This window comes from Aridibaculum aurantiacum, from assembly GCF_017355875.1.
Classification (GTDB): domain Bacteria; phylum Bacteroidota; class Bacteroidia; order Chitinophagales; family Chitinophagaceae; genus Segetibacter; species Segetibacter aurantiacus.
Window position 1 is genome coordinate 257,743 of sequence record NZ_JAFEWC010000004.1, and the last position, 15,376, is coordinate 273,118.

Sequence of the window (15,376 nt, forward strand, 5' to 3'; positions counted from 1 at the left end):
AGAATAAAAGATAAACAGCATTTCTAGGTTAATGTTCAGAAGGTGAAACAGGACGTAAACGTACTGCTTTAGCATTTTAATTTTCTTTAACATCTTAAAACTATTATCCTGGTGCCGTCGTAGTTAGTTCAAACCACTGCTACTATGGCCAAATGCTACACTACATTTTTTATTCTATTATCACTCCTGTTCACGGGTGCATTAAAAGCACAGAATGTGATAAACGGGCAAGTGTGGCTGGCACCTAATGAGCCTGCAGAAGGAGCCCTTGTAACAGTAAAAGATGCAGGCTATTCTTGCATGACAGATAGAGGTGGAAACTTTAAACTAGTGACACCATCTGCTTCGGCTACATTGATCATAACGCATATTGGCTATGTGCCTGCTGAATATACAGCTACGGCGCAAGGAGATAATAAAGTTTCGCTTGCAAAAGGTGTTTATCAACTGGAAGATGTAATACTTAGCAGCGATATTAATTACAAATACTTCCACACCATTTCTAAGGTGGACCTCAATATTCGGCCGGTGCGTTCCTCGCAGGAATTGCTTCGAACGGTACCCGGTTTATTTATAGCGCAACATGCTGGTGGTGGCAAAGCTGAGCAAATTTTTTTAAGAGGCTTCGACATTGATCATGGAACCGATGTGCAGGTTTCCGTTGATGGGCTACCTGTGAATATGGTTTCCCATGGTCATGGACAAGGATATGCAGACCTGCACTTCCTGATACCGGAATTAGTGAAAACAATTGATTATGGTAAAGGCCCTTATTATACCGAACATGGAAATCTTAATACGGCAGGATATGTTTCATTCCAAACAATTGATCAGTTGGAGAATAACCGCTTCCAGGTAGAAGGTGGACAGTTCAATCATTTACGTGCATTGGCAATGGTAAATATTTTACCAAAAGAAAATGCAAAGCGATCAGCCTTTGTTGCATCAGAATTTATGCACTTTGACGGGCCATTTCAATCTGGCCAGAATTTCAACCGATTTAATTTGTTCGGGAAATATATTGAGCACATCTCAACTAATACAAAACTTACTTTTTTAGCTTCTGCCTTCAGTAGTAAATGGGATGCATCGGGGCAGGTGCCGCAGCGTGCAATAGATCAAAAAATAATTGATCGTTTTGGTGCAATAGATAATACAGAAGGGGGCATCACTGGTCGCTACAATGCAAGTGTTCAATTATCCTCTTTTCTAAAAAATGGGAATAGCATAGAGAGCCAGTTATATTATTCTCGTTATTATTTCCAGCTGTATTCCAATTTCACATTTTTCTTACGCGACAGTATAAATGGCGACCAAATAAAGCAAAGTGATGAGCGTGATATAATTGGCTTCAATACAAAATATCATATTCCATTTACCATTGGAAATACAAAATTAAAAACAACTGTTGGAGCTTCTATTCGTTACGATAAAACCTACGATACCGAATTATCTTATACACGTCAAAGGAGCTTTTTAGAACATGCAAAACTGGGAGATATAACAGAAAGTAATGCCGCCATATTCATTGATCAAAAAATACAGTACAATCAATGGCTGGTGAATATTGGTTCACGGCTAGATTACCTGCATTTTAATTACCTGGATAAATTATCAGCAAATGCTGATGCACCACAAAACAAATCTATTGTCAGTCCTAAAATAAATGTTCAATATACATTCAATAAAAAGTTTCAAGCTTTTGTAAAAGCAGGAAAAGGATTTCATTCAAATGATACAAGAGTAGTAGTAGCCAACCAGGGAAGGCAAATACTGCCACCTGCTTATGGTGCTGATCTAGGATTTAATTTTCACCCAAATAAAAAGCTCGTATTAAATGCTGCCGTTTGGTATTTATTTCTGCAGCAGGAATTTGTATATGTAGGAGATGAAGGAATTATAGAGCCCAGTGGAAGATCTCGACGTGTTGGGTTAGATCTTTCTGGCAGGTATCAAATGACAAAATATTTATTTGCTGATGCTAATATTAATATAGCGGGTGCTCGATTGATTGATGAAGAAAAAGGTGAAGATAAAATTCCACTGGCACCAACATTTACCAGCACCGGCGGAATTACTTACGCAAACAAAACAGGCTGGAATGGAAGTATACGCTACCGATATATAAAAGATAGAGCAGCTAACGAAACAAATACTGTTATAGCAAAAGGATATTCTTTACTGGATGGAATAATTAATTATACGCACAGGAAATATGAAGTTGGATTGGCAGTAGAAAATGTTTTAAATGCCTCTTGGAACGAAGCACAGTTTGACACAGAATCCCGGTTGATGAATGAACCATCAGCTATATCCGAATTACACTTTACACCGGGAACACCATTTTTTGCAAAGATTAAATTAGCTATTATGCTGTAACAGCAGGTTCAGAATGGTATACGTAGTTAATTAAATTCAGCATTATTGAATGCTTAGGGCAAGTATTGCCAATTAGTTTCCTAATCCCCTTCCATTTAAAAATACTTTAATCCTGTTTTAACATTTTAAAACTATTGCCGTTGATGTGCCGTATGTCAGCGGTGGTATTGATAACACATTTATCATTTTCTAAAACATCATTTATGAGAAAAAAAATTGTACTCCTAAATGGATGGAAGCTCTGCCTAAGCTTTACATTCATTTTGTTGTCGTTCCAGGTATTTGCCTCTTCGCATCGCGAAGCGCCATTAATATCTAACGATCCATTGGCTGATAATACAGATGTGTATGCATTCAGAAGTCCTGATGATACAAACACTGTTACTATCATAGCCAATTTTATTCCTTTCCAATTGCCAGAGGGAGGACCTAATTATTATGACTTTGGCAAAAACATCCGCTATGAAATACACATTAAAAACCGAACAACTACCGTAGGTGATGACATCACTTACAGGTTTACTTTTTCGCTATTCAATGAAGACACTACGACGTTCTTCAATATTCGACTGGGCAAGGAAAACCTGAAGCAACGTTTTACGCTGGAAAAGAGCACCAATGGCGGAATGAGTTTCACAACCATTCTTACCAATGGCATTGTTCCTCCTTATAACATTGGGCCTCGTTCTATTGACAGTGCAGGTATAGGATTGGGAATGAGCTATGCAGCCATCATGCAGAATGCCATCAACAACAATGTGGCTACTACTGGCGAAAGAGCCTATTGTGGTCCTGTAGACGATCCTTTCTTTGTAGATCTTGCGGGTGCATTCGATGTAGGCAACTTCAGGCCCGAAGGCAATATGACCAACCCGCCTAAAGATGGTTTGGCTAGGTTCAATGTGCACACAATAGCTATCAAAGTTCCAATCAGCATGTTGCAGAAAGATGGCAAGAACACTTCGCAAGCCACCAGCATTTTAGATGGTGATTTTGTGGTGGGTATTTGGGCAAGTGCCAGTCGCCAGCAAATACGCACACTGCAGGATACTTCAAGAAACTACACCGGTGATTGGGTACAGGTATCGCGCCTGGGCATGCCATTGACCAACGAAGTGGTTATACCTATTGGTGATAAGAACAAGTGGAATACCATAAGCAGCAACTCGCCTAAAGATTCATTGTTTGATAAATACCTGAAGAATCCAGAGCTCGCTCTTTACATGGATGATTCGCAGTTTGGCCAGGCTGTTCCGGCATGGTATAACCTGCGTATCCAAAAGAACTCTCTTGGCATGTTTGATTTCAGAAACGGTAAAAAAGGATTGTTTCCTTTAAAGGGTTCTACTGCTGTTCAAAATACTGCACTTGCTGAAAATGCTTTCGGTGGTTACCTGCTGCCTGATAGCATGAGCCCACGTGCAGTTGACCTGCTTCCCATTTTCAAAACAGGTGTTCCTAACCTTCGTCCTTACCAATTAGCTACGGGTAAAGGTGGTGATCCTTTAGCTGCAGGTAAGCCCTTCATCAACAATTTTCTTCCAACTTTTGGTGACATGTTACGGCTGAATATGGCAGTACCCGTTACACCACGTAACGATCCAGACTTCAGTTCACTGGGTTTGGTAAAAGCTGCAGTGCTTGGTCTTACAGACAGTCGTTTCAATCAAAATGCTTCGTTACAATTCATTCCTAATATGGATGGTTTTCCTAACGGGCGCAGGCTGGAAGATGACGTAACCACCATAGAAATGCAGGCTGTATCGGGTGTGGTGCTTGCTGCCATTGGTTTGTGGTACGACGACTATAATGGAACCGGTAGTCCTGTAACGCCGCAGTTAGGAAAAGTACTTTCATTTACTGCAGGGCCAACTAAAAATGACACAACATTCCGCGCAAGCTTCCCTTATGTGCAAACGCCATGGAGAGGCTTCGATTACACAAGGAAAGAAAGGTTCTAAACAAATCAAATAAGCTTTTTATGAAAAAAATTATAACTCACATAGCAGCCGCTTTGGTTTGTTTACTTGTAACACAAACCACGGTAATGGCTTCTTCGCACCGCGAGGCGCCATTGATATCAACTGATCCGCTGGCCGATAATACAGACCTCTACGCATTTAGAAGTCCGACCGACTCCAGCAAGATCATTCTGATCGCCAATTACATTCCTTTTGAGCATCCTGCCGGTGGACCTAATTGGTACACCTTCGGAGAAAACATTAGGTACGAAATACATGTAGATAACAATGCAAATACGGCAGGGTCAGACATCATATATAGATTTACATTTTCACAGGTTAATCAAGATTCTTCTACCTTCTTTAGAATAAGATTGGGTAAGGAGAATTGGAAGACCTCTTATACGCTTGAACGCAGCATCGACGGTGGAGCCAGCTTTCTCCCGATCATAACAAATGGAATCGTTCCTCCGCCAAATATTGGTCCGCGTTCTATAGAAAATGCAACCGTTGGATTGGGTGCACCTAATTATGACTCGCTGATGCAGCGTGCAATTAAAATGGCAACAACCGGCGAAAAAGTATTTGCCGGTCCTATTGATGATCCATTTTTCGTAGATCTTGGTGGCGCTTTTGATCTTGGAAACTTCAGGCAGCCAGGTAGAGATGGGTTGGCAAAGTTCAACTGTCATTCCCTGGTTATTGAAGTTCCTATTTCAACGTTGCAGAAAGATAATCTACCTGTAACGGCAGCTACTAATATTCTTGATGACAGGTTTATCATAGGTGTATTTGCAAGTGCAAGTCGCCCACAGATCTACACCTTTGACTCTACTGGTGGGAATGGAACAACATCTGGAAATTGGGTACAGGTTTCGCGCCTTGGTATGCCACTTACCAACGAGGTTGTTATTCCTATTGGTCAGAAGGACAAGTTCAATGCGAACACGACCAGGAACGACAGCCAGTTCCATAAGTTCATGAAAAACCCTGAGCTTGCTTTGTACATGGATGACTCGCAATTTGGAACTGCTGTTCCGGGATTGGCCCAATTGCGTATTCAAACAAATTCGCTTGGCCAGTTTGACTTTAGAAATGGCAAGAAAGGATTGTTCCCATTGAAAGGATCTACAGCGGTACAGGGTACAGCACTTGACGATGCTGCTTTCGGTAATTTCCTTTTACCCGATAGCATGAGCCCAAGAGCAGTAGATATTTTACCCATATTTACTACTGGCGTTCCTAACCTAAGGCCGTACCAACTAGCAACAGGAAAGCCAAGAGGTAATCCACTGGCTGAGGGTAAGCCTTTCATCAACAACTTCCTTCCAACCTTTGGTGATATGCTACGCCTGAATATGGCGGTGCCTGCAACACCAAGGAACAGTCCTGACTTTAGCTCACTTGGTTTAGTTAAAGCTGCTGTGTTAGGATTAACAGACAATCGTTTCAACCAGACCATGGCAATACAGAACATACCAAACATGGATGGTTTTCCTAATGGAAGAAGATTAGAAGATGATGTAACTACCATTGAATTGCAGGCAGTAGGCGGCGTTGTACTTGCAGCCATCGGCTTATGGTATGACGACTACAATGTAAATGATCCTAATGCTAGCCCAGTTACTCCCCAGTTAGGAAGCACGTTAGCTTTTAATGCAGGCGTTACACAAAACGATACAACATTGAAAGCAGCCTTTCCTTTTGTTCAGGGTCCATGGAGAGGTTTCGTAGGCGCATCGTACCAGGGTGACAATCCACTGCCGGTGAACTTTGTAAACTTTACTGCTGAGAAACAACAAGAAGATGTGATGCTACGCTGGCAGGTAAACAACGAGATAAACAATGAATACTACCACGTAGAACAAAGCCTGGATGGCAGGTCATACAAGCAGATAGGCAGAGTGAATGCAATGGCTGGAACAACCAACCAGTACTCTCACCTGCACACAAATCCTGCTCGCGATAAAGTAAATTACTACAGGCTGAAGCAAGTAGATAAAGATGGCAGGTTCACATATTCTGCTATTCGTGCAATTAGGTTTAGCGGCAAAAACTTGCTTACTATTTCACCTAATCCTGCTACTGATGTTATAAGAGTTTTTGCATCGCAGAACAACATGAACATTCATATACTGGATGAAAATGGCAAACTGCTGATGTCGAGAAAACTAATGAACGGTTCGGTAGAAGTGAACTTAACAGGATTGCCTCGCGGAGCTTATATGATAGTAGCCGAAAGCAACGGCGTAAGAATAGAAACTAGAAAGATCATAAAGCAATAAGTTTTCTTTCAGAGTTGGGTAGTTGTTATATATAACCGGTCTGAAAATGACCGGTTATTTTTTTTATATAAAACCTTTTTCAAATTGAAAGCGTACATCAGGTGTTACAACCATCTGCTCATACTAAAACCTTGTTTATGCGTATAACATTACTCCTTCTATTTATTGTTGCTATCACTTTTATAGCATGTCAATCTTCGCCAGTAGTAACGGCGGGCACATCAGAAACTGAAACTTCTATTCCTGCTCTTTTTGAAAGACAAGGTGAACTGGCCAAGGCTGTAGAATGGCCCAGGACTAAAGAAAAAGTTGCAGAGCTTAGGCAGAAGATAGCATCAGATCCTACCAACATAAAGCCGCGCCTGCAGATCGCAACTATCTATATCACTGAAGCGCGCATCACAGGTGAGCATCCTTACTACTATCCGGCCATTGATAAAATATTGGACGATGTGATTGCGCTTGATGCCAATAGTTACGAGGCACTGGTGCTAAAGGCGTCAGTGAAATTGTCGCAGCATAAGTTTAAAGAAGCATTGGCACTGGCTAACCGCGCCAAAGCCATCAACCCAAATGAAGCATATGTATATGGCATATTGGTCGACGCTAATGTGGAGCTTGGTAATTATGAAGAGGCCATTAATGCTTCTGATAAAATGCAGGCTTTGAAACCTTCTTTAGAATCTTATTCAAGAGCATCGTACCTGCGCGAGATTTTTGGCGATACAGAAGGCGCTATAGATGCTATGCGTTTGGCCAGCCAGGCAGGTTTGCCAGGTTCTGAGCCGCAGTGCTGGAGCATGAAAACACTGGCTGAATTATACGTAAATGCCAACCAACTGGAAAAGGCTGAAGTGGAATATCAAAAGATTTTGGAGATGCGCCCAAGCTATGCATTTGCAACTGCAGGCCTTGCCAAAATAGAAGAGAAGAAAAAGAATTACGACAAAGCGTTGCAGTTGCTTAATGAAGCTGCTGCCGTTATGCCTGAATATTCTTTTTACGAGCAAATGGGAGATATATACGTACTAAAAGGTGAAACAGGTAAAGCAGAAGCAAGCTATGCAAAAGTAAAAGAGATGCTGGAAGAGGATGCAGCTTCAGGTCACCTTGTAGACCTGGACCTTGCAAAGCTTTATGTAAAAATGAACAAGCTTGATCTTGCGAAAAAGCATGTGATGAATGAGTATGCACTGCGCCCAAACAATATAGATGTGAACAAAGAATTGGCTTGGATCGCTTTCAAGGAGAATGACCTGAAGAGATCTAAAGAGCTGATTAAAGTTGCCCGCCGCACAGGTTCTAAAGATCCTGAACTGGTTGCCAGGGCAGAGATGATCAACGGGTTGAGATCATAGTTACGCAGATAAATTTTTCGATTTTCTCACTGTTAAGTTTCATTCCTTGCCGTTTTCGGCAGGGAATTTTTTTTGAGCAACATTCCAGTGTTGAAGCCAATTCAATCAATATCTATTCATTAGTTATTGTCAACAACACCTTCACCCATTCATCATAAACTATCCTTAAAAACTACCATACTGGCTTCAAGTGCTAATGCCAGGTGACACTTATCAGCATTTTCATTTTTAAAACACCTATTTTTATTTTCTGAATCAATGCTTGCCTCCCGATGAAGTTTGAAGCAGTTACAATTAAAGACATAGCAAGAGAATTAGGGTTATCAACTTCCACCGTTTCAAGAGCATTGCGCGATAGCTACGAGATAAGCAACGAAACAAAAAAGGTAGTGCTGGAATGTGCGGAGCGGTTAGATTACCGGCCTAATCCTATTGCATTAAGTTTAAAGGAAAAACGTAGCCGTTCTATTGGTGTTATAGTTTGCGAAATAAATAATTCCTTTTTCTCGCAAGCCATCAATGGTATAGAGTCTATTGCCTATAGCAAAGGCTACAACGTTATTATTTCTCAAAGCCATGAATCGTATATACGCGAAGTAAGTGATCTTAATTACCTCGCTTCCCGTTCTATTGATGGATTATTGATATCTGTTTCGGCTGAGACCAACAGCATGGAACACCTGCAAAAACTTCATACACGTGGTTTACCAATTGTTTTCTTCGATCGCATCAATGAAGAGCTAAACACGCACAAGGTCATCATCGACAATTTTAAAGCTGCTTACAAAGCCACCGAACACCTGGTACAACAAGGGTTCAGGCAAATAGCCTGCGTGGTCAATTCAGCACATCTTAGCATTGCACAGGATAGGATAGAAGGATATAAAAAAGCACTTGCAGATAATGGACTACAGGTAAATCCTGAACACCTGCATTGCTGTAGTCCTGCGGCTGATCTTCACCTGGAGGTAGAAAAAGGGGTAAACAAATTTTTGGAACTGCAACAGAAGCCCGATGCCATTGTTGGTCTTAGTGATAAAATAACCGTGGGTGCTTTAAAAGTTTTGCAGACTAAAAAGATCAGGATACCAGAGGAGATGGGCCTGGTAGGTTTCTCAAATTCTGATCTAACTGAATTGCTCAACCCGTCGCTTACCATCATCCGCCAGCCGGCTTTTGAAATGGGTGAAGTAGCTACCGACCTGCTGCTTCAACTGATAGAGAGCAAACGGCCTACAAAAGATTTCAACCGCCAGGTGCTGGAGACAGAACTGATCATCCGCGACTCTACACGCAGGAAAAGCTAGAGCGAGCTTTTCCAATTTGAATTAACAAACTAAAGCGTGATCACTCTTCTTTCGTTGCTGCTTTTGAAGGCCGCTTCAATGATGGCTATTACATTTTTCCCCTCTTCGGCAGATACAGGTACAGGTGCATCATTCCTGATTGCTTCAAAGATTTTATCGTAGAACAAGGTATAGTTGCCAGTGAGCGTTTCCACTTGTTGCAGTGTTTCTTTACCGTCGGCTATTGTATTTAGTATGCCTTTAGCTGATGCAGGCTCTGCTCCCCAACCTTCCGGTCCTTTGTACAAGCCGGCTTGCAAATTGGCTTCCTGCACATCTGCTCTTTCTTTTAAGAAACTACCCAATGTACCATGAACAATGAAAGAAGGCACAGGATGCTTTACCTGGTAACCACCTTTCAATCGTACGCGCTTACCCGGGTAATACAGCAGTATCTCAAAATAATCATCCACTTTAGAAATGGGCCGCATGATGAATATATCAGCAAACACAGCTTCAGGCATACCAAACAAGTAAAGTGCCTGGTCAATAATGTGCGAACCAAGATCGTATACAATACCCGTAGCATCGCCTGGCGTTTCTTTGTGTTGTTTTGGACTTATTTCTTGCTTAAACCTGTCGAAGTGGAATTCTGCTTCCACTACATCACCAATACGTTTCTCTTCTATGATTTTTTTTACAGTCAAAAAATCACTGTCGTACCGCCTGTTGTGGTACACAGCTAATTTTTTACCGTTGGCAAATGCTAGCTCATTAATTTCATTTGCTTGTGCTACAGTAGCTACAAATGGTTTTTCCACCACCACATGTTTGTTAGCCTGCAGTGCCTTTTTTGTGTACTCGTAGTGGCTGCTGTTTGGCGTATTTACCACTACCAGTTCTATGGCTTCGTCTGCCAGCATATCCTCCAGCGAAGTATAGCGAGTAATACCAAGATAATCCAGCCGCGCATTATCAGCACTACGTTCATAAACACCATGAAGTTGGAACCCCTGGTGGTAGTGCAGTAGCGGTGCGTGAAATACTTTTCCTGACATGCCGTAGGAGCAAAGTGCGGTGATAATAGGTGATTGCATAATGCGTAAATAATGAGTAGCTGCGAAGGTCAGTGGTTTCTTTTGAAAAATTTACATGTTCTTGTTTGCTTTCACATTAGAAATTGTTCTACGTTTACCGCAAAACATACGGTTGATGAAAGCATTAGTGTTGGCAGTGGTTTGTTTATTTTCTATTCCTGCCTTTTCGCAAAAAACAATTGCACCAGAGGAAGTAGCAAAGCACATAGGAGATACAGTAAGAGTTTGTGGTAAGATCTATTCAGCGCGATATCTTGAAACATCTAACAAGCAGCCTACGTTGCTCAATATGGGAGATAAATTTCCAAAGCAACATCTTACAGTAGTTATTTATGGCGAAGACAGGGTGAAGTTTGGTTATAAGCCAGAAGGAACCTTAATAGATAAAAATATCTGTGTGATTGGTAAAGTAGAAATGTACCGCGACAAGCCCCAGATTGTTGTCACAGATCCTTTCCTGATCAAGTTGCAATAGATTATATAGAAACACATTTAGAAAAGCATGTTCACCAGGACATGCTTTTTTGTTAGTAGTAAATGCCGATTGGTAAAAACTACGAAGCCTTTGATACTATCAAAGGCTTCATTAGGAGGGTTATTGAAACTAAAGGTTAGTTGAACGAAAGTAAGTATTCAAGCTGAAGCTCGTTGATCGAAAGCTTCTTTTTTGTTACAAGTATCATTCGATTGATAGCACGCAATTCATAACGTGTGTAGCAAAAAACTTCTTCATTACATACATCTGCCAGCAAACTTACCTGTGGTAGATCGAGCAATGGTAGCATCTGTTTCACTTCGGCAACTGAGTAAGTAGGTGTCATAAACTACAGTTTTCAGGAGGTGGTTAAAACGTTTCGTACCATAAAGCTAACGAGCAAAGACTGCAAAAAAATCTTAAAGCCGAAGGTTTAATTCGATATTAATTTCGATAAGTATTTACCAGCAAAACCGGCAGCCGTATCAGGATTAATGCTTATATTTTAGCTGCAGGCATACAGGAAGGAGCAGGTTTTTTTGAACTCGCATAATTGTATATGTATTAAAATTTATAGATGAACGGCCGCATCCTGAACAGCAGTTTGCATCGTAGGTTATTCCTTCTCCTCCCCCTACATTTGCCGCATGACAGGTATAGATAGTGTACAGCTGGCAAGTGTTATTGTACATAAAGTAGGTAATCCCACACGCGGCGAAGAATTGAAACTTTCCGAGAACGCACTCACCCTAAACGATGAAATAGTAACCAAACTTTTAGCCCGTTACTTCCTGGCTCCTTTCAACGAGAACGAACACTACCAGTTTACGCACCTGAGCGACCTGGCGCTGAACGAAGTCTACAACTATGTTACCCGCTTGTTTGAAGATCCAAAATCTTTTGTGGCTACTTCTGCCTTGCTGGCGCAATTCCTCTATAGCAAAAGCACGCATGCACGAGTGAAGGAAGGAGAACTATACGTGGCTATGTTTGATAATGTACCGCTTGGTTCAGAATACAAACAAGCAGTAGGAATATTTAAATCCGAGACTAAAGAAACCTTTCTGAAAGTGTTCCCACATGGGCAGAGCCTGGAGGTAATTCACGAGGAAGGTATCAATATAAACAAGCTCGACAAAGGCTGTCTTATTTATAGGAACAACCAGGCCGATGGCTATACGGTATGTGTGGTGGACAACACAAATAAGCAGAACGATACACAGTATTGGATCACTGATTTTTTGCAAGTACAGCCATATACCGATAGCTACCACAATACGGATAAATACCTGGGCATGTGCAAACTGTTTATATCAAACGAATATGCTGATAAGTTTGAGGTATCCAAAAGCGACCAGATCGATATGATGAACCGGTCAATGGAGTACTTTAAAACCAAAGAGCAGTTCAGCCTGCAGGAGTTTACCGAAGAGGTGATACATCACCCGGAGGTGGTAGATACATTTATAGAATACAAAAGAAACTTCGAGGCCAGCCGCAACTACGAAATAGAAGATGAATTCGACATACATCTATCTGCAGTAAAAAAGCAGGCAAAGGTTTTCAAAAGCATCCTGAAGCTGGATAAGAACTTCAGCATTTATATACATGGCAGGAAAGACCTGATAGAAAGAGGCTTTGATGATGAGACCGGCAGAAAATTCTACAAGATTTATTATGAAGAAGAAGCATAGCAGCTCACTTAAAGAACCTGTTTCGGCATCCAGCCCGCTACATCTTTGGTGCTCACATAGTAGAAATTATTGAACGACGCCAATACATTTACTGCTTCACCGGCACTTACTATTGCTTTTTGTGGTGCTTCTGCAGATGGAGCGTCCAGAAGTGGATGTGCTTTAGATATAGTTGTTTTGCGTATTGGCTTATCTATATCTGCTACCATGCTACTGGCAATATAGCCGGAGGTGCCGTCTGGTAAAGTAGCCCTGAATTTATTTTCTGCGGCAGCCTCTACAACCAATACAGTATTAGCATCAAGCGAAATGGTTTTGCCGCTACCATCTGCATTAGCAGTTAGGCTGGTGCTGCGGGTGGTCTTCACTTTCTTAGCCAGGTGCTGTAGCGGTGCAGTAACACGTGGGGCTTCTTTGGTATTCTTATTTACAAAAGGCAAAGGATCAACAGCGCCACCAGCGGCATAAATGCCAAAATGCAAATGCGGTGATGTGGTTTTAGCATTGCCTGTATTACCCATCAGACCTATTACGTCGCCGGCTTTTACCCTCTGTCCCGGCTGTACCAGTTGTTCGTCCAGGTGTGCGTAGTACAGGGTATAATCCCTGTTTAGCGGGCGCAGCCAAACAACCTTTCCTCCCAGGTTGTTCTCATTTACGGCTCCTATCACCCCATCGGCTGCGGCTACCAGTGGTGTACGTCTCGCAGCAAAGATGTCAATGCCTTCATGTCTTCTTGCGCCGCCATCGCGGTTGGCTCCCCAAAAGCTACCAATATTGCTTTTAGCATCGGGCGAAACCGGGAAAGCAAGCGAAGGTGCTGTGGTAATAGATAAAGTGTATTCGCCACCTTTCAGTAGTTCGGGCTGCAGCCTTACCAGGTAAGTTCCTTCCTGCTTTACTTCGTATTCCAGGGTAGCATCCGTGGTATCAGCAGAAGATAAAAGCTTTGGAGAGGTATTGCTGGCACTGCCCGGCTGCCAAAGGTCCACGTAGATCATGAAGCCGGTGGTCGGTTTTTTTGACAAGTTGATATTGATCTTTTCACCGCGCTTTGCAGCAAAGCGAACGCCTGCAGCCCGTGGCTGATCTGCTGAAAAATATCCTGTTTCCCGGTAAGGCAGTTTTACCTGTACAGGGTTTACCAAGCTGCGCTCTGCCGCCTGGAACCATTGTTTTCCTAATGCGGTTTCATGAAGACCGGCACTTTTTAGTTTATCTCCATAGGCCTCGTGCGGGCTCTTTTTGCCAAAAATGCCCGATGGTCCCGATGTGGTACAAGAGGAAAAACTAATAACTATTAATGCAATAACTGCTGGAAAAATCCTGTAACTCATGTACGCATGGTGACAAATGTTACGCCAGTACAAGCAAACGATTATCTAATAAGTCCTTCCTCCTTTCATGGCTTTTTTGATGAATTGATAAACAAAAAATTATATTGTAGATTTTTCACCACTATTAACCATTGCATAAGAGTATGAAGCTGAACAAGCTAGTAGCTTTTACTGCTGTTGCTGTTGTTTCATCCATTGGTATACCTATTTTACCACTTGTAGGTGCAGCGGCCGATTTTAACGCTTTTGCATATTCAATGTTTCAACAACCAACTGCTATATGTCTTTATCTTTGACATTCCCCAGAAAATCTAAAGCATACCAACTAATGAAATATTTTTCCATATTTCTTTCTCTTTTCATTCTATCGTGTCACAGCAAAAAGGAAACAAAGGAAACAAAGCAGCAAGGACCTCAAGCCACCACTGTTGATGTATTGGTGGTAAATCCGCAAACAGTTACCAATACAGTAGAAGCAAACGGAACCATTGTAGCAGGAGAGTCTGTTGATGTTAGACCTGAGATCAGCGGCAGGATAACCTACTTAAGTGTAAACGAAGGCAGCAGGGTAGCTAAGGGTGCTGTAATAGCAAGAATAAATGATGCCGACCTGCGTGCCCAGCTTAATAAAATAAAAGTGCAGCTAGACCTGGCACGTACTACAGTAGATCGTTATAAAAAACTATTAGATATACAAGGCATCAACCGTGCTGACTATGACCTGGCGGTAAACGAAGTGAACAGGCTTCAGGCAGATATTGCCATCATCCAGGAGCAGATAGCGCGTACCGTAGTGCGTGCACCATTTTCAGGAGTGGTTGGCTTAAGGCAGGTAAGCCCGGGAGCTTATGTGACGCCGCAAACGGTGATCGCCAGTTTACAGCAACTTACCAACCCGCGTATAGATTTTACCCTGCCTGAAGTTTACAGCCACCTGGTAAAGCGTGGAAATACTGTAGTAGTAGAAGCAGGTATGGAAGGTGTAAAACGTCGTGCTACGATAACCGCTGTTGAACCACAAATAAGTACAGCCACCAGGAACCTGATGGTAAGAGCCAACCTGCAAGATGCAAGTGGAATCAATCCCGGAACTTTTGTAAAAGTGTTTGTGGAGGCTGGGCAGGATAACAGCATCCAGATACCGGCTAGTGCCATCATTCCGGATGCACGTGCAAAACAGGTAGTGCTGGTAAAAGAAGGTAAGGCGAAGTTTGTTGATATAGAAACAGGCATTCGTCGTGAAGGTGCTGTGCAGGTAACCAACGGTTTGAACAATGGCGACAGCGTGATTGTGACTGGTGTTTTGTTCGCCCGACCTAACTCGCCGGTAAAAGTGCGTAGTGTAAAAAGGCTAGAAGAGGTTATTTAATTGGCTGCTCACCTTTTTTAATCTTCATCTTCAGCAGCTGGTTGAAGATTTGCAGCAAAAATGTTTTCAAACGAACAAGCCTAAAAGAAAAGAAGCATTGAGAACCTAATTGCTTCTTCTTCAGAAAAAACTGCA

Annotated in this window: 11 protein-coding genes; 8 read left to right on the plus strand and 3 right to left on the minus strand. The window is 42.0% G+C overall.

What is annotated here, in order from left to right:
- Nucleotides 1–144 precede the first annotated feature (144 nt).
- From J4N22_RS19405 to J4N22_RS19425, 5 genes are all read left to right on the plus strand, one after another.
- Entirely contained in the window at nucleotides 145–2,379 is a 2,235-nt protein-coding gene (locus J4N22_RS19405) for a TonB-dependent receptor (protein ID WP_207497239.1), read from the plus strand.
- A gap of 203 nt (nucleotides 2,380–2,582) precedes the next feature.
- Nucleotides 2,583–4,340, plus strand: a complete 1,758-nt coding sequence (locus tag J4N22_RS19410) for a DUF4331 domain-containing protein (protein ID WP_207497240.1) — start codon at nucleotides 2,583–2,585, stop codon at nucleotides 4,338–4,340.
- 20 nt (nucleotides 4,341–4,360) lie between these two features.
- Entirely contained in the window at nucleotides 4,361–6,625 is a 2,265-nt protein-coding gene (locus J4N22_RS19415) for a DUF4331 family protein (RefSeq protein WP_207497241.1), read from the plus strand.
- 137 nt (nucleotides 6,626–6,762) lie between these two features.
- A complete protein-coding gene (locus J4N22_RS19420) occupies nucleotides 6,763–7,983 on the plus strand; it encodes a tetratricopeptide repeat protein (RefSeq protein WP_207497242.1) in 1,221 nt (406 codons plus the stop codon).
- A 272-nt stretch (nucleotides 7,984–8,255) separates the two neighbouring features.
- Nucleotides 8,256–9,290 carry a LacI family DNA-binding transcriptional regulator gene (locus J4N22_RS19425; protein ID WP_207497243.1) on the plus strand — a complete coding sequence of 345 codons (1,035 nt, stop codon included), beginning with the start codon at nucleotides 8,256–8,258 and terminating at the stop codon, nucleotides 9,288–9,290.
- A 29-nt stretch (nucleotides 9,291–9,319) separates the two neighbouring features.
- Here the strand turns inward: J4N22_RS19425 and J4N22_RS19430 are convergent, their stop codons facing one another.
- Nucleotides 9,320–10,366: a Gfo/Idh/MocA family oxidoreductase gene (locus J4N22_RS19430; RefSeq protein WP_207497244.1), complete on the minus strand. Its 1,047-nt coding sequence runs from the start codon at nucleotides 10,364–10,366 to the stop codon at nucleotides 9,320–9,322.
- A 115-nt stretch (nucleotides 10,367–10,481) separates the two neighbouring features.
- Here J4N22_RS19430 and J4N22_RS19435 point away from each other — a divergent pair, with 115 nt between their 5' ends.
- Nucleotides 10,482–10,841 (plus strand): hypothetical protein, encoded by a 360-nt coding sequence (locus tag J4N22_RS19435; protein WP_207497245.1) that lies wholly within the window; start codon nucleotides 10,482–10,484, stop codon nucleotides 10,839–10,841.
- A gap of 136 nt (nucleotides 10,842–10,977) precedes the next feature.
- On the opposite strand, the gene J4N22_RS19440 is transcribed toward J4N22_RS19435, so the two are convergent.
- The gene (locus tag J4N22_RS19440) at nucleotides 10,978–11,187 is read right to left on the minus strand and encodes a hypothetical protein (RefSeq protein ID WP_207497246.1); all 210 of its coding nucleotides are present in this window, start codon (nucleotides 11,185–11,187) and stop codon (nucleotides 10,978–10,980) included.
- 301 nt (nucleotides 11,188–11,488) lie between these two features.
- On the opposite strand from J4N22_RS19440, the gene J4N22_RS19445 reads away from it, so the two are divergent.
- Nucleotides 11,489–12,535 carry a nucleoid-associated protein gene (locus J4N22_RS19445; RefSeq protein ID WP_207497247.1) on the plus strand — a complete coding sequence of 349 codons (1,047 nt, stop codon included), beginning with the start codon at nucleotides 11,489–11,491 and terminating at the stop codon, nucleotides 12,533–12,535.
- Between the two features lie 8 nt (nucleotides 12,536–12,543).
- On the opposite strand, the gene J4N22_RS19450 is transcribed toward J4N22_RS19445, so the two are convergent.
- Nucleotides 12,544–13,872, minus strand: coding sequence for a M23 family metallopeptidase (locus tag J4N22_RS19450; protein ID WP_207497248.1), 1,329 nt, complete (start codon nucleotides 13,870–13,872; stop codon nucleotides 12,544–12,546).
- 328 nt (nucleotides 13,873–14,200) lie between these two features.
- Here J4N22_RS19450 and J4N22_RS19455 point away from each other — a divergent pair, with 328 nt between their 5' ends.
- Nucleotides 14,201–15,241, plus strand: coding sequence for an efflux RND transporter periplasmic adaptor subunit (locus tag J4N22_RS19455; protein WP_207497249.1), 1,041 nt, complete (start codon nucleotides 14,201–14,203; stop codon nucleotides 15,239–15,241).
- The last annotated feature ends 135 nt before the right edge of the window (nucleotides 15,242–15,376 follow it).

Coding starts and splice junctions, on each gene's coding strand:
- J4N22_RS19405 (WP_207497239.1), top strand. CDS start 145: ATGGCCAAATGCTACACTACATTTTTTATTCTATTATCACTCCTGTTC.
- J4N22_RS19410 (WP_207497240.1), top strand. CDS start 2,583: ATGAGAAAAAAAATTGTACTCCTAAATGGATGGAAGCTCTGCCTAAGC.
- J4N22_RS19415 (WP_207497241.1), top strand. CDS start 4,361: ATGAAAAAAATTATAACTCACATAGCAGCCGCTTTGGTTTGTTTACTT.
- J4N22_RS19420 (WP_207497242.1), top strand. CDS start 6,763: ATGCGTATAACATTACTCCTTCTATTTATTGTTGCTATCACTTTTATA.
- J4N22_RS19425 (WP_207497243.1), top strand. CDS start 8,256: ATGAAGTTTGAAGCAGTTACAATTAAAGACATAGCAAGAGAATTAGGG.
- J4N22_RS19430 (WP_207497244.1), bottom strand. CDS start 10,366: ATGCAATCACCTATTATCACCGCACTTTGCTCCTACGGCATGTCAGGA.
- J4N22_RS19435 (WP_207497245.1), top strand. CDS start 10,482: ATGAAAGCATTAGTGTTGGCAGTGGTTTGTTTATTTTCTATTCCTGCC.
- J4N22_RS19440 (WP_207497246.1), bottom strand. CDS start 11,187: ATGACACCTACTTACTCAGTTGCCGAAGTGAAACAGATGCTACCATTG.
- J4N22_RS19445 (WP_207497247.1), top strand. CDS start 11,489: ATGACAGGTATAGATAGTGTACAGCTGGCAAGTGTTATTGTACATAAA.
- J4N22_RS19450 (WP_207497248.1), bottom strand. CDS start 13,872: ATGAGTTACAGGATTTTTCCAGCAGTTATTGCATTAATAGTTATTAGT.
- J4N22_RS19455 (WP_207497249.1), top strand. CDS start 14,201: ATGAAATATTTTTCCATATTTCTTTCTCTTTTCATTCTATCGTGTCAC.